18 protein-coding genes and 1 tRNA gene are annotated in these 25,548 nt (G+C 40.0%); 13 read left to right on the top strand and 6 right to left on the bottom strand.

Going from position 1 to position 25,548, the window contains the following annotated elements:
- The first annotated feature begins 9 nt into the window (after window positions 1-9).
- Window positions 10-927: a DMT family transporter gene (locus tag DDZ16_RS12450; protein WP_158275661.1), complete on the top strand. Its 918-nt coding sequence runs from the start codon at window positions 10-12 to the stop codon at window positions 925-927.
- A 383-nt stretch (window positions 928-1,310) separates the two neighbouring features.
- Here DDZ16_RS12450 and DDZ16_RS12445 read toward each other — a convergent pair whose 3' ends face one another.
- Window positions 1,311-4,658 (bottom strand): sensor histidine kinase, encoded by a 3,348-nt coding sequence (locus DDZ16_RS12445; RefSeq protein ID WP_232526649.1) that lies wholly within the window; start codon window positions 4,656-4,658, stop codon window positions 1,311-1,313.
- Between the two features lie 214 nt (window positions 4,659-4,872).
- Window positions 4,873-7,380 carry an endonuclease MutS2 gene (locus DDZ16_RS12440; protein ID WP_109264807.1) on the bottom strand — a complete coding sequence of 836 codons (2,508 nt, stop codon included), beginning with the start codon at window positions 7,378-7,380 and terminating at the stop codon, window positions 4,873-4,875.
- A gap of 187 nt (window positions 7,381-7,567) precedes the next feature.
- Between DDZ16_RS12440 and DDZ16_RS12435 the strand changes: the two genes are divergently transcribed.
- On the top strand, window positions 7,568-8,728 hold the full coding sequence (locus tag DDZ16_RS12435) for a CD0519/CD1768 family membrane protein (RefSeq protein ID WP_109264806.1): 1,161 nt from the start codon (window positions 7,568-7,570) through the stop codon (window positions 8,726-8,728).
- Between the two features lie 205 nt (window positions 8,729-8,933).
- On the opposite strand, the gene DDZ16_RS12430 is transcribed toward DDZ16_RS12435, so the two are convergent.
- Together DDZ16_RS12430 and DDZ16_RS12425 are read right to left on the bottom strand one after the other, a co-directional pair.
- Entirely contained in the window at window positions 8,934-9,341 is a 408-nt protein-coding gene (locus DDZ16_RS12430) for a hypothetical protein (RefSeq protein ID WP_109264805.1), read from the bottom strand.
- A 109-nt stretch (window positions 9,342-9,450) separates the two neighbouring features.
- Window positions 9,451-10,029, bottom strand: coding sequence for an RNA polymerase sigma factor (locus DDZ16_RS12425; protein WP_109264804.1), 579 nt, complete (start codon window positions 10,027-10,029; stop codon window positions 9,451-9,453).
- Between the two features lie 141 nt (window positions 10,030-10,170).
- Here DDZ16_RS12425 and DDZ16_RS12420 point away from each other — a divergent pair, with 141 nt between their 5' ends.
- Window positions 10,171-10,530 carry a DUF6249 domain-containing protein gene (locus DDZ16_RS12420; RefSeq protein WP_109264803.1) on the top strand — a complete coding sequence of 120 codons (360 nt, stop codon included), beginning with the start codon at window positions 10,171-10,173 and terminating at the stop codon, window positions 10,528-10,530.
- Between the two features lie 1,175 nt (window positions 10,531-11,705).
- Window positions 11,706-12,410 carry a cytidylate kinase-like family protein gene (locus DDZ16_RS12415; protein WP_109264802.1) on the top strand — a complete coding sequence of 235 codons (705 nt, stop codon included), beginning with the start codon at window positions 11,706-11,708 and terminating at the stop codon, window positions 12,408-12,410.
- A 234-nt stretch (window positions 12,411-12,644) separates the two neighbouring features.
- Here the strand turns inward: DDZ16_RS12415 and DDZ16_RS12410 are convergent, their stop codons facing one another.
- Together DDZ16_RS12410 and DDZ16_RS12405 are read right to left on the bottom strand one after the other, a co-directional pair.
- A complete protein-coding gene (locus tag DDZ16_RS12410; protein WP_109264801.1) occupies window positions 12,645-13,508 on the bottom strand; it encodes a fructosamine kinase family protein in 864 nt (287 codons plus the stop codon).
- 12 nt (window positions 13,509-13,520) lie between these two features.
- Window positions 13,521-14,000, bottom strand: coding sequence for a low molecular weight protein-tyrosine-phosphatase (locus tag DDZ16_RS12405; RefSeq protein WP_109264800.1), 480 nt, complete (start codon window positions 13,998-14,000; stop codon window positions 13,521-13,523).
- Between the two features lie 201 nt (window positions 14,001-14,201).
- Between DDZ16_RS12405 and DDZ16_RS12400 the strand changes: the two genes are divergently transcribed.
- The 9 genes from DDZ16_RS12400 to DDZ16_RS12350 all read left to right on the top strand — a co-directional run bounded on the left by DDZ16_RS12400 (window position 14,202) and on the right by DDZ16_RS12350 (window position 25,544).
- On the top strand, window positions 14,202-15,158 hold the full coding sequence (locus tag DDZ16_RS12400) for a DnaJ C-terminal domain-containing protein (RefSeq protein WP_109264799.1): 957 nt from the start codon (window positions 14,202-14,204) through the stop codon (window positions 15,156-15,158).
- A gap of 124 nt (window positions 15,159-15,282) precedes the next feature.
- Window positions 15,283-15,356, top strand: a tRNA-Met gene (locus tag DDZ16_RS12395).
- 512 nt (window positions 15,357-15,868) lie between these two features.
- Entirely contained in the window at window positions 15,869-16,270 is a 402-nt protein-coding gene (gene nikR, locus DDZ16_RS12385; RefSeq protein ID WP_109264798.1) for a nickel-responsive transcriptional regulator NikR, read from the top strand.
- Between the two features lie 55 nt (window positions 16,271-16,325).
- Window positions 16,326-18,461, top strand: coding sequence for a TonB-dependent receptor plug domain-containing protein (locus DDZ16_RS12380; protein ID WP_109264797.1), 2,136 nt, complete (start codon window positions 16,326-16,328; stop codon window positions 18,459-18,461).
- Between the two features lie 678 nt (window positions 18,462-19,139).
- Window positions 19,140-20,168: an ABC transporter substrate-binding protein gene (locus DDZ16_RS12370; protein WP_109264795.1), complete on the top strand. Its 1,029-nt coding sequence runs from the start codon at window positions 19,140-19,142 to the stop codon at window positions 20,166-20,168.
- Complete coding sequence (locus DDZ16_RS12365) at window positions 20,165-21,154, top strand: FecCD family ABC transporter permease (RefSeq protein ID WP_109264794.1); 990 nt, start codon at window positions 20,165-20,167, stop codon at window positions 21,152-21,154. Before DDZ16_RS12370 ends, DDZ16_RS12365 begins: the two co-directional genes overlap by 4 nt.
- Entirely contained in the window at window positions 21,142-21,924 is a 783-nt protein-coding gene (locus tag DDZ16_RS12360; RefSeq protein ID WP_109264793.1) for an ABC transporter ATP-binding protein, read from the top strand. Before DDZ16_RS12365 ends, DDZ16_RS12360 begins: the two co-directional genes overlap by 13 nt.
- Before the next feature lie 397 nt (window positions 21,925-22,321).
- Window positions 22,322-23,845 (top strand): sulfatase family protein, encoded by a 1,524-nt coding sequence (locus DDZ16_RS12355; protein ID WP_109264792.1) that lies wholly within the window; start codon window positions 22,322-22,324, stop codon window positions 23,843-23,845.
- 109 nt (window positions 23,846-23,954) lie between these two features.
- A complete protein-coding gene (locus tag DDZ16_RS12350; protein WP_198416713.1) occupies window positions 23,955-25,544 on the top strand; it encodes a sulfatase family protein in 1,590 nt (529 codons plus the stop codon).
- The last annotated feature ends 4 nt before the right edge of the window (window positions 25,545-25,548 follow it).

Here is a 25,548-nt window from a genome sequence, read left to right as displayed (position 1 = left end):
ACAAATTGCATGTCGTCAGGGTTTAAGAGTACTTCATTTTTGGCCATATTGGCTTGTCTTTTATGGTCTACTGCTTTTGTGGGAATCAAAATAGGTTTGGAATATACGAGTCCAATGCAGTTTGCCGGGACCCGGTTTTTTATTGCCGGGGCAATGCTCTTACCTCTGGTGCCATCCTGGAAAAAACTGGGCAGCGCCCTTGTCCAATACCCATTGGTTTTTCTGAAAATTGCCTTTTTCCAGACTTTTGTTTTGTATACCTTGTTTTATCAGGGTATAAACCTTGTGGAAGGAGCAACAACAGCAATAATTATTGGCTCCCAACCATTGTTTACCGCCCTGGTTGCCCATGTTGCCATGAAGAATGACCTTCTTACCATGAAGAAATTTCAAACCATTGTGATAGGCATTGCAGGGATTATTCTGGTGGCGATAGAGAAGGGGCTGAGCTTTAGTGGTGCTGGATTGTTGTCTCAGTTGGGGGGTATTGGTTTATTAGTATTAGCCAATATTGCTTCAGGGTATGGAAATGTCTTGGTCAGCCGGCAAAGCCAACTTGATATTTCACCCGTGAGCCTTAGCTCTGTCCAATTGATGTTAGGAGGAGCCGGGTTATTTGTAATCTCATTATGGGTAGAGCCATTCAATGGGTTTGATTTTGAATGGCCGTATTACGTTTCTTTATTATGGCTAAGTTTTTTATCTGCTGCAGCATTTTCACTTTGGTTTACCTTGTTGAACCGGCCCGCTGTAAAAGTGTCCGATTTGAATATCTGGAAATTTATTATACCTGTTTTCGGGGCCTTTTTTAGTTGGCTTTTGATTGAGTCAGAAAATCCAACTCTTCTTCAGGTCGTCGGGATGATTATTATTGGCATTTCCCTTGTATTATACAATCTTCAAAACCGGAAGAAGAAAGTTTTATAAGTAGTGCCTGTCTATAAACTAAGTAAAATTTGTTTTTAGTCATGTGTCTGGTCAGAAAGTGCAAGCATAACGCCGCAATTGTCGTTTTCTTGCAAACACTAAGAAGGGACTGCTGAAAAAGTCAAATTGGCATAATTTACAAGCCGCCCAATCGAAGGAATGTGTAAATACTTTGAGGTTGTGGGGGTGAAGTAAATTTTATTCTTTTGATTAGCTATTTTAATATAGTCCAATGCAAAGAAATTTGAGTGTATTGTGAAATAACCTTTCACTTAAGTGTTTGTTGATGTAGTGTAAGGATTTGATAGTTAATGAAATATGTGTTTTCAGCGCTTCCTGATTAAACGGAAGAGGTGATTTTCTATTAATAGATAATCTAAAGCTTAAGAATCTGGCAGGTTATTGTTGACTGGCAGATAGAAATAAAAGGTTGTACCTTCTCCCTGACGGGATTTCAGGGTAATATCTCCGCCAAGAGGAGGAAGGATGCTTTTCACGATGCTGAGGCCCAGTCCCATGCCACCATAAATTGATTCTCCTGAGTTTTCGACTCTGCTAAACGGTTGGAAAATGTTTTTTTGATTTTTTTCAGAAATGCCTATTCCCGTATCTTCTACAATGAAAAGAAGAACATCTTCCGGAATTGATTCCACTTCAAACCATGGAATAAAGCTGAGGAGTTCAGAGCCTTTAAGGGCTTCAAGAGAGAGCTTTACTTGTCCGTCTGCTGTGAATTTCATGCCATTTCCCATGAGGTTGGTAATGACTTGATTTAGCCTTTGTTTGTCTGTTTTTAGAGGTTGGTTAAAAAGATGTTCCGGGACATCAAGATTAATGCTTACCTGGCTTTTCTTCTGTGGCTGCATTTTTAAAGTCTTGATGATTTCCTGTAGGAAGGGACCCAGGATGAATTCCTCTTTATGGAGGATCATTTGACCGGTCTCAACGCGGCTGATATCAATAATATCATTAATTAAGGCCAGAAGATTATCTCCTGACTGTTGAATCATTTTAACAAACTCATCTTTATCCTCATCCGATAAATCTATATTTGAAAGCAGTGTTGAAAACCCAACAATGGCATTCATTGGCGTACGTATCTCATGGGATAGATTGGCCAGAAAGGCTGTTTTTAAACGATCTGATTCTTCAGCTTTTTTCTTGGCTTTTTCAAGGTCCGCTGTTCTTTCAGCAACGAGTTTTTTCAGGTCATGCCGGTGCATTTCCAGTTCCTGGTTTTGAACCATTACTTTTTGCTGGCTTTTCTTTAATTCACTGTACGCCTCCTGAAGGCTTTTTGTGCGCTCCCGTACCATCTTCGAAAGCAATGTTTTTTGTCGTTGAAGTAAACGTGTTTGAAGCCAGTAAACAAGAACAATAAGTACTAAAATGAGACCTCCAATAAGCCAGGGGAACCATGGCTGAAGGTGAAACGGTGCCTTAACAATGATATCAAGATAATCTCCCTCGCTATTCCAAACCTCGTGGTTATTGGCTCCCCTTACTCTCAGCCGGTAATTGCCGGGAGGAAGGTTGGAGTAGGTTATGACATGATAAGAGGGAGCATTAGACCATTTTTCATCAAAGCCCTCCAGCTTCCACGATATTTGATTTTTAAGAGGATGACTAAAGTTTAGAACTGAAGCTTCAAAGGAGATGATGTCTTTTCCGTAAGGAATTTCAATTTCCTTACTTTTGACAGATTCCACATCCCGTAAAACCTGTCCGCCAATGGTGACATTGGATGATCCGATAGAATAGCTTGTGATATAAACCGGAGGAATGTATTTGTTGAGCTTTATTTTATGAGGATCAAATTCAATGAAGCCATTCATTCCCCCCATTAATATTTCTCCCTCAGAAGTTTGGAAAACAGCACCTTCATTAAACTCCTGGCAAAAAGTTCCTTCGTCTAACCCAAATTCCATCATTTTTTCGGTTTTTGGGTTTAATTGAGTGATGCCGTAATCGGTTGAAATCCAAAGGCTGCTGTCGCTTCCAAAAGTAAGGGCATAAGTATTTCCTGCCAGGGTGCTTTTAGCAAAGACGTCCTGTAGTTGAGGTGAATCCGGATTCATGTATAACAATCCGTTGCCATAGGTTGCCAGCCACAATCGGTTATCTTCATCGGTCACCATTGATAAAACATAGTTGGCTTTGGAGTGACGGGTTGAATCGGTGGCTTCTACCCACGCAGGTACTTGATAATATTCTTTGGTTTTCCTGTCAAATTTTATGAGAAACTCACTTTTACTCCCAATCCAGCAGGCTTCCCGATTGTTTGTCAGTACCAGATCTGTAACCGGAACTATATCCAGACCCCATTCATTAAGGGGGAAAGGATATACCGTATAATTATTATCAGTGGTGTCAAATACGACTAAACCGGCTCGTGAAGCCAGCCAAATCATTCCGTTTTCATCTGCTTTCAGGCTGCCAAAATCATTGAGCTTTTTTGCAGGCAAATCAGGATGCTCAAAAAAGTGCCATTTTCCCATCTTTTGATTTTCCCGCATTTCAAGTAAACCATTAGATGTCGCAAACCAAATAGTGCGGTTTTCGACAATTCCTTTGTTGATCAGATTGACTCTTTTCCCAATATCACTATGGAGAACTTTCTGAAATTCCTGGTCAGGTTGCGATTGTCTGTAAAGACCATCTAGTGTCCAAAACCAGCGTGTATTATCCGGATGTTTGAGCTGAAAGAATACAGAAGTGTTGCTGGCTTCTGAAAGTTTCTGAATGTCGTAGCTTTTAAAGAGATAGCGGTTAAAGTCTATCGAAGAAATACCCGTCGGGGTGGCTATCATTAAAAATGGTTGATGTTTGTAAAAAACCAGATCATTCACCTGATTGTTGATTAATCCCGAGTTATGTGTGTTTTGGTAATCCGAAGTGTAGTGTCTTAGTTTTCTTTTTTTTGTGTCAAAACTATATAAACCTTCACTGATAGTTCCTATCCAAAGTCGTCCTTTGTGATCGGTGGATAAGCAGGTTATATTGGAAATGCTTTCGTCCATGGCTAGAATGGAGGCAGAATTGTTTTTTTGATTCCAATACCATAAGTTATTTACTGAAGCCAATACAATCTGCCCCGAAGGAAGAGTTGTAAAGTCCTTGAAAAGTGTTCTGCTGTTTTTTGAGAAGGTGAAAGGAGAATAGTGCTCAGTGAGCTTTCCTTCTTCTGTTAGAATTAGAAGGCCCCTGGAGCTGCCAACAAATATCTGAGTATTGATTTTTTTTATTTTGTAAACTCTGAAGTTCAGTTCATCGGCAGAAGTGCTGATTCTTTCAAGGGATTTTATTTTTTTGCCTTTGATAATGAGCTTTATAAGGCCCTGGGCTTTGGTTCCGATAAGTAATGTAGAGTCGTTTATTTTGCAAAGGCTTCTTATGTTGTTGAGATAGTTTTTGACTCCATTCTCATTGTTTATTGAGGGTAAAAATGAATGAAACTCTTTTTTGTCGTAGTCGAAATAGTTTATACCCCCAAAAACGGTTCCTATCCATAATCCTTTTTGATTGGGATCGGGATGGAGGCAACTTATATTATCATCGCTCAGACTTAGCGAATCACCTTTTTCGCTGGTGTATATGGAAAGAGACAATCCGTCCCATTCATATAAACCATCAGACGAACCAAACCATACAAATCCTCTGTGGTCGCAGGTTATGGAGCTAATATTCGACTGCACCAGTCCGTTTGCCCTGGAAAGGTTTTCGAAATGCACCGGACCATTATTATTCTGGCTTTTACTGACTAAGAAAGTGAAAAGCATAAAAAAACACAGGGTCGTTTTTTTTAAAAGTCCCAGATTGCAAAAGAATATATTTTTCACCGGTGCAAGCATGCCGAAATATAAAAAGATTTTATTCAGTGATGTAAACGGGTCTGATAAATATATTCGAAAAGTGGAACTTTTTATCAGAAATACCATAAACGTTTTATTCCAGTTCAACAATGGTTATCCCGCTACCTCCATACTGAACATGTTCGTCATAATAACGTGAAACAAAGCTAAGAGTTGCAAGATGTTGACGAATGAGCTCTCTTAGTACACCATTGCCTTTCCCATGAAGGATTTTGACGGTTTCCGCTCCGCAGAGCAATGCTTCATCCAGATGCTCTAAAACTCTTGAAATAGCATCTTCGGCGCGCATGCCTCTCACGTCAATGTCAGGGGTGAATGAGAGTTTCTTTTCACGAACCTGATCACTATAGTTGGGAGTGGATATGCTGCCCGATTGGCGCAAACTTTTTTTGTATTCGTTTTTACTGATTCGTTCCAGTCGGTTTATTTTTACAGATGTCATTAACTGTCCAAAAGCGACAAGTGCTTCTTTTCCATTTATTTGAATTATCTCTCCGGGTACATTTTGGTCTTCAAGTTTTACCGGATCTCCAGCCTCTAGTTGTCTGGGTTGCTCCTCTTTGATTTTTTTGCCGGACTTCTTTTCTTCTGCTAATTTTGGCTGACTCTCTTTTTTATTCTTTTTGCCGGCTTGTTTATCTTTTATTTTTCTGATCTTTTTTTCCAGTTTTTTCTGCTCTTCTTCATTTACACTATTGTCTTCAATCTTTTCTTTAAAAGAATCAAGGTCTTTTCGAAGGTTTCGTGTTTTCTCTTTTTCTGCCTGGGCCTCTTTTATTTCACGTATGGTTTTCTCTATTTCCCGGTTGGTAGAACTCAGCATTTCTTTTGCCTGGTTTCTTGCTGAATCCAGGATCTGGCTGCGTTCACTCTTTAATTTTTCCAGGTCTTTTTCGTATCTGGCAATCGTATCTTCAAGTTTTTTGTTCCGGTCACGAACAGATTGCCTTTTCTTTTCCCAATATCTCTTGTCCCGGATGATTTCCCGCAAGTGCTTGTCGAAATTGATGTGATCTTCACCCAGCCGGTTTTTAGCTTTTTGAAGTATATCCTCAGGCAAACCTGTTTTTCTGGCAATCTCGAAAGCAAAGGAGCTGCCTGGTTGTCCCATCTCCAGCTTAAAAAGTGGTTGTATATGGTGTGTATCAAACAGCATTGCCCCATTCACTATCCCCTCATGTTCTGAGGCAAAATGTTTCAGATTGGTGTAATGCGTGGTGATTACCCCGTATACCTGTTGCTGATTTAGTTGTTCCAGAACTGCCTCTGCAATGGCCCCTCCCAGCATTGGTTCTGTTCCCGTTCCAAACTCATCAATTAAAAGCAATGATTTTTCATTGCAATGTCGCAGGAAGTTTTTCATGTTCAGAAGATGGGAACTGTAGGTGCTTAGATCGTTTTCGATGGATTGTTCGTCGCCCATATCCATGAAAATGCTGCTGAAAAGGCCCATTCTGGAATTATCTCCAACCGGAACAGCAAGACCGCATTGAAGCATATACTGAAGCAGACCTACTGTTTGGAGACATACAGATTTACCTCCGGCATTGGGTCCGGAAATCAACAATATCCTTTGTTCCTCGTTGAGTTCAATATCCAATGGAACAATCGGTTTGTCTGCGGCTTTATTTTGGATAAAAAGCAAGGGGTGCATGGCTTTTTCCCAGACAAAGGATGTTTCGTTGGAAACATTGGGGACAATGGCTTCTATTCGTTTTGCAAAACGTGCTTTGGCTCTGATGAAATCGATTATGCCTATAAAACGGAACGCATATAATATCTCTTCCAGATAAGGCTTCAGGAAAACAGAAAGCTCTGAAAGCACCTTGGCGATCTCCCTTCTTTCAGCATAGCTCAGTTCTCGTATTTCATTGTTGATTTCAACTATTTCTGCCGGTTCAATGTAAGACGTTTTTCCTGTAGCCGATTCATCCTGAACGATGCCGGCAAGTTTGCGTTTATTAGCAGAAAGTACTGGGATTACAGCTCTTCCGTCCCGGATAGCTATCGTTGCTTCCGAATCCACTATGCCTGCTTGTTGAGCACGGCGCAAAATGGCAGACATTTTTCCTGAAATACTGCTTTGCTTGCTCCGTATTTCCCGACGTATCCGCAATAAATCAGGGGAAGCATTGTCTCGTATTTCGCCATGCTTATTGATGACAGTGTCTATCCTATCCAGCACAGCCGGGTATACCATTACCGGATCTGCTAATTTGAATAGAGCCGGAAAGTCTTCCTTGTCTTTTGTTTGGAGGAAACGGAGTATATCACGAACGCTTCCTAAGGCCCTTCTAAGGTCATAAAGTTCCTGTATTTCGAGAAAAAGGCCTTCTACTCTTAATTTCTTAAGTGGTTTTCTTAAGTCATAGAAGTGCCCCACCGGCATTTCCTGTCCGTCATCAGAGACATGCATCATTTCGTGCGTTTGACGCAACCAGGTGGTGATATTCTCATAATTGTCGGAAAAAGTCATCTTGTCAACCCGTTCCTGCCCCATAGGGCTAAGACAGTTTCCTCTGACTAATTCTCTTATTTTATCGAAATATAACTTTGATTCAAATGTGGTTGGATAAATCACGTGTCTTCATTTTTTTGCAAAAATAAATAAAAGATTGGGTGCAGCACTTTTTTATGGTAATTATCAATCTAAATCGCTGATATAATTCATGTAGCGTTAGTTGAAAAGCCTGAGTTTCGTCTTGTTTTTTTTAGAATTCCCAAATTATTTTAGCCACCATGATTAATATGTTTTTAGGATAGATGGTATGGGACCAGTCAAAAAATTGAAAGAAAGGGGTTACCTGGAACGCAGGCGCTATGAAGCGGTTGTGTTTTTAATGGTTTTTGGGTTATTTTTTGGTTATCTCGGAAGTGAAATGGGAGTCACCAATTTGCTTAACACCTTAATGCGAACGGCTCATGACTTACTTATGAATACCGTGTTGTTTATTCTTGGCATAACAGTTCTAACGGGAGCTCTTGGCAAATTGATGATCGAATTTGGAGTGGTACGATTACTGGAGCTGGTTCTTGCACCACTTATGCGCCCCTTGTTTAGACTTCCGGGGGTAGCTTCGCTTGCAGGATTAATGACTTTTTTTTCTGACAATCCGGCAATTATCGGTCTCTCGCATGACAGGCATTTTAATAGTTTCTTTAAGAAGCGTGAGTTATTGTCGCTGACTAATTTTGGGACAGCATTTGGAATGGGACTGATTGTTCTGGCTTTTATGAGCAGCCTTGGTTTTTTTAAAGGAGCGATGATTGGCCTGGTTGGTGCATTGGCCGGAGCCATAGTGAGTACGCGTTTAATGCAGGCTCTGTTAAAAAATGTTTCCTTTGAGGAGACAACCATTGCAGAGGAAAAACAGAATGTTGAAAAAATTCGCTTTGATTCCCGCGGGCCCACATTCCAGCGTTTTTTGAATGCCATTCTTGATGGAGGGAAATCGGGAGTGGATCTGGGACTGTCAATTATTCCCGGAGTTTTGGTAATCAGTACCTTCATAATGGTGGTTACGTTTTCAGTAAATGATCCGTCGGTCGGCTACCAGGGGCTTGCTTATGAGGGAGTTCCTGTTTTGCCGCGCCTGGCAGGTTATTGCTCGTGGATTTTTGAGTTCCTTTTCGGATTTGAGAATCCTGAATTGATTGCCTTTCCCGTTACTTCTTTAGGAGCAGTTGGAGCTGCCTTGTCGATGGTGAAAGCTTTTGTGGCTCAAGGTATTGTAGGTACTAATGAAATTGCAGTATTTACAGCGATGGGAATGTGTTGGAGCGGATATTTAAGTACACATACTGCGATGCTGGATACTCTCGGGTATAGGAGTTTGACCTCAAGGGCATTACTGGCGCATACTGTTGGAGGTTTGATTGCGGGAATTACGGCTCATTTGATTTTTGTGGGGCTGAATTTTTTTACCTGAATGATTTTTGATACTCTTTCGTTTTGCAGGCTTTAATATTGTTGCCAGCTCAGGAAACCCTGCAAGAAAAAACATGTTTTTCATCTGTGCTTGAAAGAAGACGTCAAGTGCAAGGCTTGCGATTTCTGAAAAGAGGTGTTTGCTTTTCCTAAATAACTGTTTTGAAGACAAGCATAAAGCAGCAATTGTTGTTTCCTTGCAAATACTATATATTGGATAATTTTTGAAAAAAACGATCCAGGGCTAGCAATAAACCAATGGCCGCAGATGCTCCGAGAATAATAATATGTATTGGTTCAATCCAGGAATAAAGTGACTGGAGAGCTGATGCCATGTTGCTCAGCAACATTGCTTCCTTGCTTGCAGAGCCGATCCTGGTCAAATCAAATAAATAACCAACAATAAAAAGCACGGCGATTCCGGGCAAAATCCACCATCGGTTCTTTTTGTCTACCAATGGTTGGTAATAATTAGATTGCGATACCCATTCGCTCATTACCTGATCCATTATGTTGCGGTTAAAGTCCTCAGATTTAATCTGACCTGGTTGAAAGCTATTTTGAAATAACTCTCTAATGACCTGGTCTTCTGTTTTATGTTTGTTTTTTTTCATTTCCTGTCTTTTTTGAATGAAAGATCTCAAGCGTTTTTTAAGCAACTTTTGCTTAAGATTAAGCTGGGCCTGGGCTAAAAATTCATCTTTTATCGGCGATAGAAAGCGGTTACAACAAAGAAGCTGCTTCTTTCTTTAATGCCACTTTAAGTTCTTTGAGCAAATTTTGCCTTCCCCGATGCAGCCTTACTTTGACGTTAGATACACTCATTCCTGTTATTTCGGCAATCTCTTCTGTTTTAAGGTCTTCAAAATAGAAAAGTGTCAGAACCGTGGCTTCTTCTCCTTTAATTTTTCCTAAAGCTATTTTTAAAAAGCGGCTTCTGTCCTGGGCTTCTAAAAGATCGGTGCCTAAATCTTCTGTAAATTGGCTTTTTTCATAACCGTTGAAATCTTCGTCATAGCCTACTTCTTTTTTCTTTGATTTCCTTAATTTTGATATGGCCTGAAAATAGGTGATTTTATATATCCAGGTTGAAAAAGAAGAACGCCCCTCAAATTTATCTAAAGCTCTGTAGGCTTTAAGAAATGCATCCTGGGCTACCTCTTCTGCATCGGCCTCATTTTTTAATAACTGCAAAGCCAAAGTGAAAACCATATGACGGTATCTTTCAATGAGAACCGAATACGCGGCTACATCTCCATTCTTTATTTGTTTAATAATATGTTTGTCTTCTTTTGCTGCCATTTGATATTATGACGCTGTTTGTTCCGTGTTGGTTACAAGTTAATATGAATTTTAATAAAAAAGGATAAACCGGGGGAAGAATGTGTAACCAAAAAGAAAATTGAGGCGTCCAATGGACAAAACAAATAAAAATCAATAATTATGAGCGACGTAGAAGTAATTGTACCGGTAGCGTTTTTTGCAATGATATTTGGGATTATTGTGTTGGTTACTTATTACCGTAACAAACGAATGGAACGCACAGCCCTGATCGCATCAGGCAGGGACGCCTCAATTTTCGAGGAGGAAGAGAAAAAAAGTAAAATCAGTTCTTTGAAATACGGGATATTTCTTATTGGAATTGCCATTGGTTTTATGGTTGGAGATTCTTTGGCAATGAATGGGGTTATGAGTGAAGGAGTTTCTTATATTTCAATGGTGCTTTTGTTTGGGGGAATTGCCCTTTTGGGTTTTTATCTTTTGACAAGAAAAAAAAGGAAGGAAATTACTTTAGGTGAATGAGAGAGACTTTAAAAAAGAAATACATCTTCACCTTACAATGGGGCTTTGTTTTTCAGACAAGGACTATGTGATTTTCATGGAAGCCATTTAGGAAGGTATTATCAGATACCCCTAAATGGCTTTTGAGCAATAGAGCGTTTTGGGGAGCCCCGGAATAAAAGTGGTGTGTTTCATATTGCAATTAATATCTCTCAACGGATTGAGGAATGTAATTTTCAGGTGCTTTGAAGTTATAGAATGATGTTTTGCTGCCTGTTGATTAACAAATATTAACTCAAATAACTGTGCTTTTTGCACTTAATTAGTCATCTTTGTATTGGGATTTTTTCATAAAACTTGGATTTAAAAATGACTGGATTGATTAAGGAGCAATGTTCCTTTTTTATTCAGTCATTTTTTTAACCTCATTTAACCATCGTTGGATTTTTTTAATTGAATGAATGGCTATATTTGATATAGATTTTTTTTCATAGATTTGGATTTGGTTAACAAAGCTGATTTAAGGGAAAAGGGCAGGGGTTTTAAAAACGCTGTCCTTTTTTTTTGACCAAATCTGAGAGCAATACTTCGGCATATATTTGTGAATATCTAAAATTCAATTGGTTTAAGCTGCAGGTGTGTCTGTGTAAGTTCTAAGCTTATCAGCATTACCAGTGTCAAGTCAAGTGTAGAATATCGGGTAATCCGCCGCTATTTATCACCTTGTGCAAATCAACAAAAAAGTAAGCATAGCCGAAGCTACGTGAGTCTTTTTTTTGAGAAGCACAAGGTAGAAAGAGCAAGGCTTGGCCCGTCAGACTATGCTTGACTTGACACTTGGTTTCCCATAGATGTTGTTTGACTTCAACCAGGCAGGTATTTATCCCGAAAGTTAGGGTCTAACGATCTATTCTAAGGACAGAGTTGTTTTAGAGTATTTGCCCATGAAAATTCTTTAACAAGCTTTAAGCGAGTTTTAGTGTTATTAAAGGAAATATTTCTCACTTTTGCAGTGTAGATTTTTTTCATAGACTTGGATTTGGTTAGCAAATGCTGATTTAAAGGGAAAGGGCAGAATTATTCTGCCCTTTTTTATTTTGTGTATTTAGACAAAAAACCGTATTTTTAAAACAGATAGCCAGAATTTATTCCTGTTGGAATCGGTTAGGGCTTGTTGCACACCAATCTCGTAATTTATGGATAATCTGTTTTTGAAATACATGCGTGAACGCACCGGACGGAAAAAGAGTCCGGGACCCAGTTTTGAATCTCCAGGACCTGTAATTACAATTTCTCGTGAGTATGGTTGTCCTGGTCGAAGAATTGCCCGTAAATTATCGGAGACGCTTACCGAAAAAAATAAATCCTTCGGCAATAACAGGACCTGGAGGTGGATTAGCAAAGAAATTATTGAAGAATCTGCCAGAGAACTTAAGCTTTCTCCTTCGTTGATGCAGGATTTATCGGAATATAAAGAGCGTGGCTTTTTTGAAAATCTTGCTCTTTTCTTTTCCGATGAATATTATCCCAGTGATGTAAAAATTAAAAATACCATTGCGAAATTTATATACAATGCCTCCGTTGAAGGAAGTGTTGTTATTGTAGGTCGTGCTGCTGAGGCTATTACCAAAAATTTTGCTAATTCACTTCATGTGAAATTGCAGGCACCACTTGACTGGAGGGCAAAAATAGTTGCCGATTCTCAGGGGATGAATATTCAGGAGGCTAAAAGAGAGGCAATAGAAATGGATCATCGTCGGTCCCTTTTCCGCAATTATTTTGAAAAAGAACGGCCCGATATTGATTTTTTCGATCTCTTTTTTAACTGTTCAACTCTGTCGGATGAAGAGATTATTGAAAGTATAGTGATTCTTGCCGAATCCAGAGGCTTTGTGGTTTAATCTGTTTCCGGTGAATGAAGAGGTTGCCAGGGGTGAGTTTTTTCCATCTCCCCCCCTTTTTTTTCAGACACTAGTGTCAAGTCAAGTGTAGAATGTCGGGTAAGCCACCGCTATTTTTCGCCTTGTGGAAAACAACAAAAAAGTAAGCATAGCCGTAGCTACGTGAGTCTTTTTTTGAGAAGCACAAGGTAGAAAGAGCAAGGCTTGGGCCGTCAGACTATGCTTGACTTGACACTAAGCTTTTTCCCGGGTCAGTTTTTCAATTAAGTTTATTGCTTGTCCGTAGTAGCCCGGTCCAAATAAGTTCAGGTGGTTCATTACATGATATAAAAGATACAGAGGCTCTCTTCTTTCAGCTCCATCCTTTAATGGCCAGGTTTCGTTATATGTCTTGTAAAATGTACCGGAAAAACCTCCAAAAAGTTTTGTCATTGCCAGGTCTGCTTCCCGGTGGCCATAATAAACAGCAGGGTCGATTATTACCGGGTTTCCGTCGATATCCGACATGTAATTTCCGCTCCAAAGATCACCATGCATCAGTGCAGGTGGCTCCTCACTTCCATTAAGAAGTGATTCATAAATCTCTTCCAGGCGGGAGAAATGGCGAAGCATTTTTTCGTCAGCATAACCATTTTCTTCAGCTAGTTTTAGTTGAAACATTAACCTTTTATTCCAGTAAAAATTAGCCCAATTTGCGGCTTCGTCCTCCGCAGGCAGATTTTTTTGAGGAGTGGAGCCAATGAAATTGTCCTCGAAAAAACCAAATTTATCTGAGCTGAAGCGGTGTAGTTCTGCAAACTTGCGACCAAATTCTTCAAAGAAATTTTTTTTCCGGGAACCCTGCTCAATGTGTTCAAGAATTAGGTAATCTTCACCAAAGTCAATGACTTCAGGGGTTTTTATTGCGTTGGGTTTTGCGAGTTCTTTTAGACCATTGGCCTCATTTCGGAACATGCCATTTGAAAAGCCTTGCTTAAGAAAATATTTTCTTCCGGATTGTGTTGAGATGACCTGTGAGTCGGCAATACATCCTCCCCCCACAGACGACATGCCTGTGAGTTTTTCGTTCAATATTTCTTCCAGCATTTCTTTTTTCATGGTTTCTGTGTTTTATTCAGTTGTTTTAAGAAAGTTCAGCAGGCCTGTGCATGACTTTTCTAACAGGTCTAATACCAATTCAAAACCTTCATCTCCACCATAATATGGATCAGGAACTTCGTCGTAAAAGCATTCTTTGCAGAAGTCCGTCATCTTAAAGATTTTACTCAAATCTGACTCGCCATCGGCAAGACGCTCCAGGTCCCTTATGTTTTGATTGTCCATGCCGATGACCATATCAAATTCTTTGAAGTCAAACCGTGGATTAACCGGTCTGCTAATGCTGGTAAGGTTGTAGCCTCTTTTTATTGCATGCTCCTGCATTCTTTGGTCTGCTGGTTCACCGGCATGGTAATCGGTAATGCCAGCCGAGTCTACGTGCATTTGGTCCTGAATGCCCTCCTTTTCTATTAATCCCCTGAAAACAGCTTCTGCACTTGGAGAACGACAAATATTTCCAAGACAAACAAAAAGTATTTTTTTCTTTTCCATTGTATCGTGTTTTTTGCAAATATATAATGTTTTCAGAGAAGATGAATGGCTTGGTTTTAAAGGTTTCCTGTTTTGTTTTTAGTGCCAAAATGTCAAGTTAAGGCGCTTGCTGTTATGTGTTTAGGTCAATTTGGCTGTTTGTGGTTACGGTTTTGTTATTGGCGTGGACTTTGTGCTAAAAAAAGAAAAGATTATCCAAAAATGCATTATAAAGATTACTATAAAACTCTGGGTGTATCGAAAGGTGCAAGTCAGGATGAAATAAAAAAAGCCTACAGAAAACTGGCTGTTAAATATCATCCTGATAAGAATCCTGATGACCAGGAGACAGAAAATCGTTTTAAAGAAATAAATGAAGCTTATGAAGTTTTAAAAGATCAGGAAAAGCGTAAAAAATATGATCAGTTAGGCGCTAATTGGAAGCAATATGAGCATGCAGGCTATGGCAACCAGGGTGGTGACTTTAGTGGATTTGACTGGTCTCAATTCGGAGGTCGACCGGGCAGTGGTTCCAATCACTTTGAAGGAGACCTTGGCGATATGTTTGGTAAATCCGCAGGTGGTTTTTCCGATTTCTTTAATATGTTCTTTGGAGGAATGGGGGCCTCTTCAGCAGGGGGCTTTAGTGGTAGAAGAGCTACTAAAGGACAGGACTTAAAAGCCGAATTGGAATTGTCGGTCTATGAGGCTTTCCACGGTACATCCCGAATTCTTAATGTGAATGGGAAAAAACTGAGAGTAAATACCAAGCCGGGTGCCTGGAATGGGCAGGAACTCCGGATTAAAGGAAATGGTTCACCGGGAGTTGGAGGTGGGCCTAATGGGGATATCTATCTTCGTATTAAGATTGTTCCGGATGATGAGTATCAGATTGAGGGTGCAAATTTAATAAAGAATGTTCCTGTTGATTTTTATACAGCTGTTTTAGGTGGAAAAATAAGGATGAAAACCCTTGCAGGTGTTGTTAATGTAAACATTCCAAAGGGAACTCAGCCTGGAAAAGTGTTTAGATTGAGGGGGAAAGGAATGCCTTATCAGGACAAATCCGGGAAGCACGGAGACTTACTTCTAAGGCTTAAGGTGGAAATCCCGACCAATCTGTCAGCTGAAGAAGAAAGGCTTTTTAAAGAACTTAAGAGTTTGCATGACAAAAAATAGTGAATTGCAAGTTTCGGTAAACGAATAGATTATGGCTGGGGCTGGGGATGGGATGAAAAAAATGTCAAATTTTTATTGGAGAATATCCCTAAATCGCATACATTTGCAACCGCAAAAAAGGAATGGCGAGGTAGCTCAGTTGGTTAGAGCGCATGATTCATAATCATGAGGTCGGCGGTTCAAACCCGCCTCTCGCTACAGAATAAGGGTTGTAGTTCTGAAAAGGATTACAACCTTTTTTATTTCAAAGGAGCCAGGGACCACATGCAAAACCTTGGTCTAGGCATAAACTTTAGCTAATCTATAAAGGAAGAACTTCACATCCGTCACGCCCCTGAACTGCCTTCTGAAATCTTTTATTTTAGCATTGAATGATCTGGCAAAATTAGTACTTCTGCAAATAAAGTAGTTTTCCCTGTCCTAAACAGCTTCGTTTCAGTTTCGAAACAACTCCGTCTCAAATTCACATTAAAGTCTTTTTCAAGATGTATTTAAATCGTATTAAAGCCTAACTAAATACTATTCTAATTGAATTTAATTTGACTTTAATATGACTTTACAGAGGAGTGGGCACGGCTATGTGCCGAAGCAGGTGCGATGCAAGGTGGGTGTAAAGAACTGCTTTTTTAATATAATCCTTTTTCGCTCCTATTTACATTAATTATTTACCTTTGATCTGTTGGTATTACGAATTTATAAATAGTAACACGATGTCTATTGTTCGATTTGGGGTATCTCTTGAAAAGGAGTTGATGGAGGTTCTGGACAAATATGTGAAAGACAACCATTTTACAAACCGGTCCCAGGCAATCCGAAACCTCATAAATAAAAATACGGTAACCTCGAAATGGCAGTGCAATAATATTGTTGCGGGTTCTATTACTTTAGTATATGATCATCACAAACGGGATTTGTTGACGAAACTTATGGATTTGCAACATGATTACCACGAAGAAATTTTGTCATCCCAGCATTTTCATCTCGACAAAGATTTGTGTTTGGAAATTATAGCAGTAAAAGGGAAAGCTGTTAAACTTACCGAACTTGCCGATAAACTCATTGCCCTTAAAGGAATGCAGCATGGAAAGCTGACTATGACACGGGCCAGCTAAATTTTTTTGATCAATTGGTGACACGAAAATATAAAAAGTAACAACGACATTAAAGATGAAACATTCAAATTTCTCAAAACCGGACTTGTTTAAAGGCGAATTCCTCAACAGAATACCTGCTAATCAGAATTATTGTGGAAGATGTTATGCGAAAGAGTTGTCATTTATTGTTCTGAAAGGGACATTTTTGTTCCTTTTCTTTTTGTTGTCTTTGCCCGTGATTTCTCAGGAGATGGTCAGTGATTCGGTGGCATTGAAAGAAGTGGTGGTGACCGGGAGCAAAAGATATCGTTCTGCCGGAAATGTCACTCAAAAAATTGATGTTCTAAAAACCAGGGATCTTGAGAATGCGGTTTCCGGCAACAACAATATTGCTGAAGTTTTAAGAGGTAAACCCGGAGTTTCTGTAAGTGCATTGTCCCGTAATGATGCCAACTGGGGCACATACGCCGGCATTGGTCCCAAATACAGCACTTATATGCTGAACGGACTCCCGGTGGATGCCTTTATTGATCCGATGGCTCTGGATTTAATGGCTGTTGAGCGTATCGAGATACAACGTGGTCCTGCATCGGTATTGTATCCCGGTTACTTATCGCAGGATTTTGCAGGTAATCAAAGTCCTTTGGCCGGGACTGTAAACCTCATTTTAAAAGAAAACTTCGAGGACGAAAAGGCGGTTTTTAAATCATCTTACGGCTCTTATAATACCTTTAACACCCAAACCTACTATCAGAACGGGAATGATAACTTGAATTATTTTGGAGGTGTCAATTATGAAAAATCAGATTATACTAACTATGGAACATCTGATTCGTGGTTGAATATGCAGAAAGACCCGGAGTATGAAAAGTTTAAAATCTTTGGTGGGGCTAATTTCTTATTTGGTGAGAATGACGATCATCAGCTATCTGTTTTTATCAATAAAACCTGGCATAATGGAGATGCCGGCCGCGTTTACCGCGGATTTGCGCATGAGTACACAACGGTAAATATTGCTCAGTCATCAAAGTTGTCTGAAAATTTCACCTTTAATGCCTCTGCAGGAATGCGGCTCTATGACCGCAGTTGGCAGGAAAGTAATTTCAATATGGTTGACAGTCTGGTTTCAGAAAATGGTGCCAACCAAAGGATATTACCCTTTGATGTTAATTTCACTCTGGGACATGGAGAAGCGCATCTGCTGACCTTTGGAGCCGATTATCAGAATGCTTCTTATAATACCACTTCAAATCCTGTGAATGGTTATGAGCAGTATGGCAATAAATTCAGGGCTACCCAGGCTGGCGTTTACTTGCAGGAGGAATTGAATTTTGGAGATCTCACCCTTCGCGGAGGTTTGCGTTACAATAGTTTGAACACCCAAATTGATCTTTTTGCCGGAAGTAATCCCGGTGAACCAGAGATTGCTTACCATAGATTCTTGTGGAGTGCAGGGCTGAAATACCATCTTTCAACAGCTGTATCATTATTTGCCAATGGCGGAAACAGCTTCATGGCGCCCGGGTTAAAATCAATGGGTGGAACACTGGATCCTGAAGACAGAAATGAACCCGGGAAACACGGGCAGTTGCCAAACCCCGATCTGGATCCTGAATTGGGCCGGGCATTTGACCTCGGGGGTAATGTATCGATTGGAAATAATCTTTTTCTGGATCTAAGGGCTTTCTACATTTCAGTGGATGATGCCATTATTGATATTCGCGTGAGTGAAAACCCTTCTCAATCACAATCAATCAATGCGGGTGGTACCAGATCTTCAGGTTTTGAATTGGAATTCAGACAGGAATTAAGTCCAGGTTTCTCTTGGTTTGCCAATGCCACAAGCATGGAGACCCGGATCTCCAATGATCGCGATGACGATCAGGATGGCGCATCGGTCCCTTTTGCTCCTGAGCTGGTTGGCAATGCGGGAATTCTGTTGACTACTGACTTCGGGTTGACCCTGAGACCCGTATTGAATTATACCGGAGCTTATTACGACAGTAGTTCAAAGTCGGGCAGGAACGAATTTGAGCCTGGTGTTGTAATTAATTTTTTTGGGTCCCAACGCCTGGCTGAGGAGAAAGCTTATGCGATTGATTTATTTACTGAAGTATACAATTTGACAGATAATCGGTTTGAAATGCCCTGGCAATTCAAAAATACAGGTATTGCCATTTCAGGAGGTTTCAAAGTCACTTTTAATTAGCGTCGGTCTATAAACTAAGCAAAACAGTGTCAAAATTTATGTGAGTGTTCAGAAAGTTTCATTTACAAGGCTTGCGAAGCCCTAAAATACGCAGTTTACTTTTGTAAATGAGTAATTTTCGGGCAAGCGTAACGCAGTAAATGGGACTTTATGGACACGCACTAATTAGCGACTACCCAAATAGAATTTTTTCACATGAGTATCCGTTACCAGTAGATCCTTAGATATTAGATTTAAGATAAAATGAGTATCCGTTTTTATACCCAACTTGAAAGCAGACCCGCCTAAAAGGACGGCCTTGACCGGTGAGCCAAAAAAACAAGTGAAGATGGCGTTAAAAAATCTTTTCTGTTTGAGCCGATAGGAGAGTTTAAAAGATTTTAGCCATCAAACGCTGTTTTTTTTGAGTGAAGCGGTCACAGCCTTGACTTTTTTTGATTACTTTTTTGTGTCAAGACAAAAAAGTAATTGGGGTTTAAGGGGGCTGTCCAAAAAGTTAAAAACACCAAAAGGTTGTCATGTTAAGCGTAGGCGAAACGTTTGTATATCAAACGAAAAGATTCTTAACTACGTTCAGAATGACAAAAGGCTAAAAATTCATGAATTTTTGGACAGCCTGTCTGGATTTTCAATTAGGGACGTAATCGGATATTCATCAATTATTAAAACAACTATGTAATGAGACTGAAGCGGGGAGTAACGATAAAGATCGTAACCTGGGTGTTATGTGTTCTGATGCTTGCAGGGCTTTACGGTTGTCCGGGAACAACAGAGTCAGGAGAAAAGACCGGTAAACTTAAGGTAACCGACTTCAGGGGAAAGGAACTGGTATTTACTGAGCCTCCCCAAAAAGTTGTCTGTCTCATAGAGAGTGCTTTGTCTGGAATCTATATGCTGGGTCAGCAAAACAGGGTGGTAGGCGTACCATCAAGTGTCTATGATCAGGAGCTTTATAGCTATTACTCCCGCCTTGATGAGCGAATAAAGGAGCAAACATTGCCGACTCCAGGAGATTGGGATTTTATTAGTCTTGAGCAAATAATAGAACTGGAGCCTGATTTGGTAATAATATGGGCCTCACAAACTGATGCTATTTCAAGTATAGAGCAATTTGGGATTCCGGTGTATGCCGTGATGCTGCACAGTTTTGAAGACGTGTATAAGGAAATTGAAGATTTTGGTAAAATAATGAACTGTGAGGAGCGCGCAGACTCTCTTATTAAATATACAGCAGGAACATTGGAAAACCTTCGGGAGAAATACTCTTCAACCCAAAATAAAAAAAGTGCTTATTTTATGTGGTCAGAGGGAATAAACGAAACTTCTGGTAAAAACAGTACCGTGACTCAGTTGTTTCAGACCGCAGTAGTTGAAAATGCATGTGATATGCCCTCTGAACATGTAACAGTCAGTGTTGAAAAAATATATGACTGGGACCCGGATATGATTGTTATGTGGAATAACAAGGGGATGGATCCTGAGGATGTGCTGAAAGATCCATTGCTCCAGGGACTTAGTGCAATTCAAAACGGTCGGGTATATGAACTGCCTGAAGTTTTTTCATGTGATTTCTGGACTTTGAAAATGCAATATCCGGCTCGATTAATTGCAGAGTGGGCATATGCCGAAGAAATTCAAAGTGAGATCTTGGAAAGGGAATTGAGACGAATGTATGAGGTGTTGTATGGCAAAAAGCTGATGAAATGAAAAAGGGAATTTTGACAAAACTGATAGTTGTTTTACCGCTGCCGATATTGCTGCTTTCTCTATTGGTAGGGGCTTCCGAGAGTATTTCCTTAGCCAAAATCTTTAGTTATGAATTTTGGACAAATACCTCCGGTTCCAATTTGGCTCATACCATTCTTTTTCATGTGCGTTTGCCCAGAATACTACTTGTGTTTATTACGGGGGCAGTACTGGCTGTTTCCGGCTCTGCGATGCAGGCCGTTTTTCGAAATCCATTGGTAGACCCATATATTCTTGGGCTGTCTTCAGGTGCTGCTTTTGGGGCAGCTTTGGCTGTTTCTGTATTGTTTATCCCGGTTCAGTTATCGGCTTTTATTTTTGGCTTAGCAGCTGTGGGCCTGAGTTATATGATGGCTCGTAAAAACAGGCAGATCTCGGTTGTAGGACTTATTTTGGCTGGCGTAATTACCAACGGCATTTTTACTTCATTATTAACGGTTGTACAGATTATCAGTAACCCCCTTCAACTACAAAGTATTGTGCATTGGATAATGGGAAGTTTTCATTCGGCCAATTGGGATGAACTGAACATGGTCCTTTTTCCCGTTGTGGCCGGGGGGATAGTGCTTTACCTTTTTAGGTGGAAACTGAATGTGTTGGCTCTTGGGGATGAAGAATCTATGTCGGCAGGCCTTAATCCGGGACGCATAAAAATCTGGATCTTGTTATCTGCAACACTGGCAAGTTCCGCAGTAATAGCTGTTTCAGGGATTATTGGTTTGTATGGCTTGATAGTGCCTCATATCGTCAGAATGCTTATGGGTGTTAATAATAAAACCACCATGATGATAAATATTCTACTGGGAGGAAGCTTTTTAGTGATTATTGATAATTTCTCCAGGTCTTTCAAAGGTTTTGAAATTCCGGTTGGGGTTTTTACTATGCTGATATGTGCTCCTTTTTTCATTTGGCTACTTAAAAAATCAAAAATAGGATGGCAGCAATAGTCGACAAACCAGCGATAACGGTAAATCGTCTTTCCCATTCCTATGTTAATGGAAAACCGGTTTTGCAGGATGTCTCATTTTCCATTCCTGAAAATCAGTTTACCGTTATAATGGGACAAAATGGTTCCGGGAAATCTACTTTATTAAGGATGACAGCCGGGATTTTGCCTTATCATTTCGGGACTGTGAAGGCAAAGGGGAGCGAAGTCAGAGAATTAAAGCCTAAAGAAAGAGCCCGTAAAATTGGCTTTCTTCCCCAGCATCATAAACCGGTTTTCCCGTTTAAAGTATCCGAAGTGGTTCTTACGGGGAGGGCTTCTTATGTGAATTTTACTCCCGGAAAAAAGGATGTTTATGAGGTTGATAAAGCACTGGAACTTTTAGGAATATCAGCCCTGAAAGATCGGGTTTATTCCGATCTTTCAGGAGGTGAGCAACAATTGGTTATGATAGCACGTCTTATTGCTCAAAAGCCTGAGGTATTGATGTTGGATGAGCCCATTAGCCATCTTGATTACAATAATCAGCTGCGGGTTTTGAAAATGCTTAGTTCGTTGACAAATCAAAACCTGACTATCGTTGCAGTACTTCACGACCCTAATATGGCTAATTTATTTGGGGAAAGATTTCTCTTTGTGCATAACCGCAAAGTGCATGAAGTCGATTCTGCAGAAACTTTCAACCATGAGCTGGTTCGGGAAGTGTTTTACGATGATTTAACCATGTTTAAACATGAAGGGAGATATGTCTTTCTGCCACGGGTGAAATAAAATCATTTACGGGTGAAAGGTTTAATTTTCCAGAACATCCCGGGATAATCGTCTCCATTTTCAAGATGGATTAATTATAGTATTTCTTGTCCTGCTTTAATTATCTTAGAATAATTTTTAATTACACATTAATCACACCAGCCGAGAAAACTTTCGTCATCCCGGTAAATAAGCGGATGTCAGCTTTTGAAGCACATCTCAATATTGATAATTTCAAAGATCAGGTATAGCTGGAAGTCGAATCGCTCCCTTTGATTAATCGGTTATAACCTATCCAATAGATTTATGTTTAATCGATTTTACCCTGGAATACAATTAATATATTCAGGGATACGAAGTCTTTGGCGTTTTCATTCATTTTTGATTTTAGAACTACTACCACTAAAAATAGATAATAATGAGAAAACTTTCACCAGGTTGGTCCTTTTTCATTTTGTTGGTTCTCCTTTTTGCCTTTTATGGCTGTAAAGAAGAAAAAGCAACACCCCAACCAAATATCCTATGGATTTTCCCCGAAGATATATCACCTTTTTTTGGTTGTTATGGAGATTCCATAAACAAAGGACACACTCCGGCTATAGATGGCCTTGCAGAAGAAGGAGTTCTTTTTTCAAGGGCCTATGCCAGCTCTCCTGTGTGTTCACCCTGTAGATCAGCAATCATTACAGGTATTATGCAAACTACTACGGGTACGCATAATCATCGATCAAGCAGGTGGACAGACGGAAAAGTAGTCCCTGAAAAGGCAAGAATCTATCTCCCAAAACATGTAAATACAATTCCTGAATTAATGAAATCTGCAGGTTATTTTACCTTTAATAGTGGTAAGGATGATTACAACTTTCATTATGATAGAAATCAGTTATACGAAGTAGGAACTCCGGATAGTTATTTGCCTGGGATGAATGGTTGGCAGGGAAATATGGCTGAGTATTCGATGTCATTTACAAAAGACACATGGAATGCCAGAAAAGATAAATCCCAGCCATGGTTTGGGCAAATAATGCTGAAAGGAGGGAAAGCTTTTGCCAGGCATGTTCGTGAAGGTGAGAAATTAGATGATTTCGCATTAACACCACCTCCATACTTCCCTGATATTAAATCTCAAAGAAAAGCCTGGACGGACCAATACAATGCATGCAGAGGAACAGACGCACAAGTTGAGGAAATATTAAATCAACTGAAGGCAGACAAAGAGCTTGAAAATACCATTGTTTTCTTCTTTTCCGATCATGGAAGTAATACGTCCTTGAGACACAAACAGTTTTGTTACGAAGGGGGACTCCACGTGCCTTTAATTATTTCCGGCAATCATCCGGCATTTCAAAAAGGTGAGGTGGTACAAGATTTAGTTTCCTTATTAGACGTTTCTGCAACGACATTAGCATTGGGAGGAGTGAAATTACCAGAATATCTGGATGGACAGGATTTGTTTAGCGATAATTACCAACCCAGAGAATATGTAATTGGAGCGAGAGACCGTTGCGATTATACTATTGACAGAATAAGATCTGTACGCACAGAGCGGTTTCGGTATATCAGAAATTACTTCCCACACAGACCTATGCTGCAGGCAGGTTATAGAGACAACAGCCGTATTGTTAAAGATTTAAAGAAATTACATAAGGATGGTGATCTAAATGAATATCAGTCTAATCATTGGTTTGGATTAAGACCTCGGGAAGAACTATATGATATTGAAAAAGATCCTCACCAAATGAATAACCTGGCAGATAAAACCAAATATCAGGATATTCTTGAATTTCACAGGGATTTGCTGGGGAGGTGGATTAAAGAAACTGACGACCAGGGGCAGTATCTTGAGGATTCGGTTCAGCTAAAGGCGACTTACGACCTGTGGAAAGACAGGCCCATATTTAAAAATGCTGATGTTAGTCCTGAATTTGATCAGTTTAATTAATCAACATTTTTTAATTTACTAATTGAATTGAGTTTGCAAGGGGAATAAAATGTTTGTGTGAATACTTGTCCTATCGTTTTATAATCAACTAATACTAAAACACTAATAAATGAAAAGAAAAAGTAAACCATTGAGGTGCCAGCCAAATATTTGTCACATAGCGGTTTTATTTGTTATGAGTACCTTCTTCTTAGCATGTAATGTCTTGCCTTCCGGCGAAAAATCTAATCAAAAAACACAATCCCCCAACATTGTTTTTATTTATCTTGATGATCTTGGGTATGGCGATGTGAGTGCTTACGGGGCTACCGAACTTGAAACCCCAAATATTGATAATCTGGCGAAGGGCGGTGTGCGATTTACACAGGGATATGCCTCTTCTGCCACCTGTACCCCCAGTCGTTACGCATTGATGACAGGTCAGTATCCGTGGAGGAATAAAAATGCCAAAATTCTCCCGGGAACGGCGCCTTTAATTATTGATACTGCGCGGATGACATTGCCGAAATTATTAAGAATTGAAGGCTATCAAACTGCTTTAGTGGGTAAGTGGCATCTTGGCCTCGGAACCGGAGTGGTTGATTGGAATAAGCGTGTTTCTCCCGGCCCCAATGAAGTGGGGTTTGATTATGCCTATTACATGGCAGCAACACAAGACCGGGTTCCAACCGTTTATCTAAAAAACGGGTATGTAGTGGGGCTGGATCCTGAAGATCCCATTCAAGTGGATTATAAGAATAATTTTGAAGGAGAGCCAACGGGTAAAGATAATCCGGAATTATGTGATATGATGTGGCATCATGGACATAATTCCACGATAGTTAATGGTGTTCCACGTATTGGTTATATGAAAGGTGGAGAAAGTGCCAAATGGAGTGATGTGGATATGGCTGATCATTTTTTGGAGAAAGCTCAGCAGTATGTCAAATCACAGAAAGATGATCGACCATTCTTTCTCTATTACGCTATGCAACAGCCCCACGTCCCAAGAACGCCCCACCCTCGTTTTGTTGGAAAGTCCGGCATGGGCCCACGGGGAGATGTAATTCTGGAGGCCGACTGGTGCATTGGTGAATTTATGAAGACTCTTGAAGAAGAAGAATTTATGGAAAATACCTTGATCGTCTTTTCTAGTGATAACGGGCCTGTTCTCAATGATGGTTATTACGATGATGCGGTTGAAAAACTTGGTGATCATACTCCAGCAGGTCCCTTGAGAGGCGGTAAGTACAGTTTGTTTGAAGCAGGAACCCGTGTGCCTTTCATTACTTATTGGAAAGGAACTATTCAGCCTGGAGTATCCGATGCATTGGTGAGTCAGTTGGATCTTTTTTCATCCATAGCCTCACTAGTAGGTAGTGATTTAGAAGGTCCTGATAGTCAAAATTTGATGAATGTTTTAATGGGGGAAAGCAAGAAGGGACGCGATCAGCTGGTGCTTGAGGCCACAACCCGAACTGCCTTTCGAAAAGGGGACTGGGTTATGATTCCCCCATATAAGGGGCCGGTAAAAAATGAAAAAGTCAATATAGAGTTGGGAAATTCCTCAGAATATCAATTGTATAATTTGTCAAATGATATAGGACAGAAACATAATATGGCGAAGGAAAAACCTGAGAAATTATATGAAATGGTGAATGCCTTTAAAAAAATCAGAGGGAAAGATCATGGAGAAATTGAAATTTTAAAGCTGAATTAAAGTA

The organism is Marinilabilia rubra, from assembly GCF_003121985.1.
GTDB classification, from domain to species: Bacteria; Bacteroidota; Bacteroidia; order Bacteroidales; family Marinilabiliaceae; genus Marinilabilia; species Marinilabilia rubra.
Note: the sequence above shows the minus strand (reverse complement) of the source record. Positions and strands in the feature narration are given on the sequence as shown.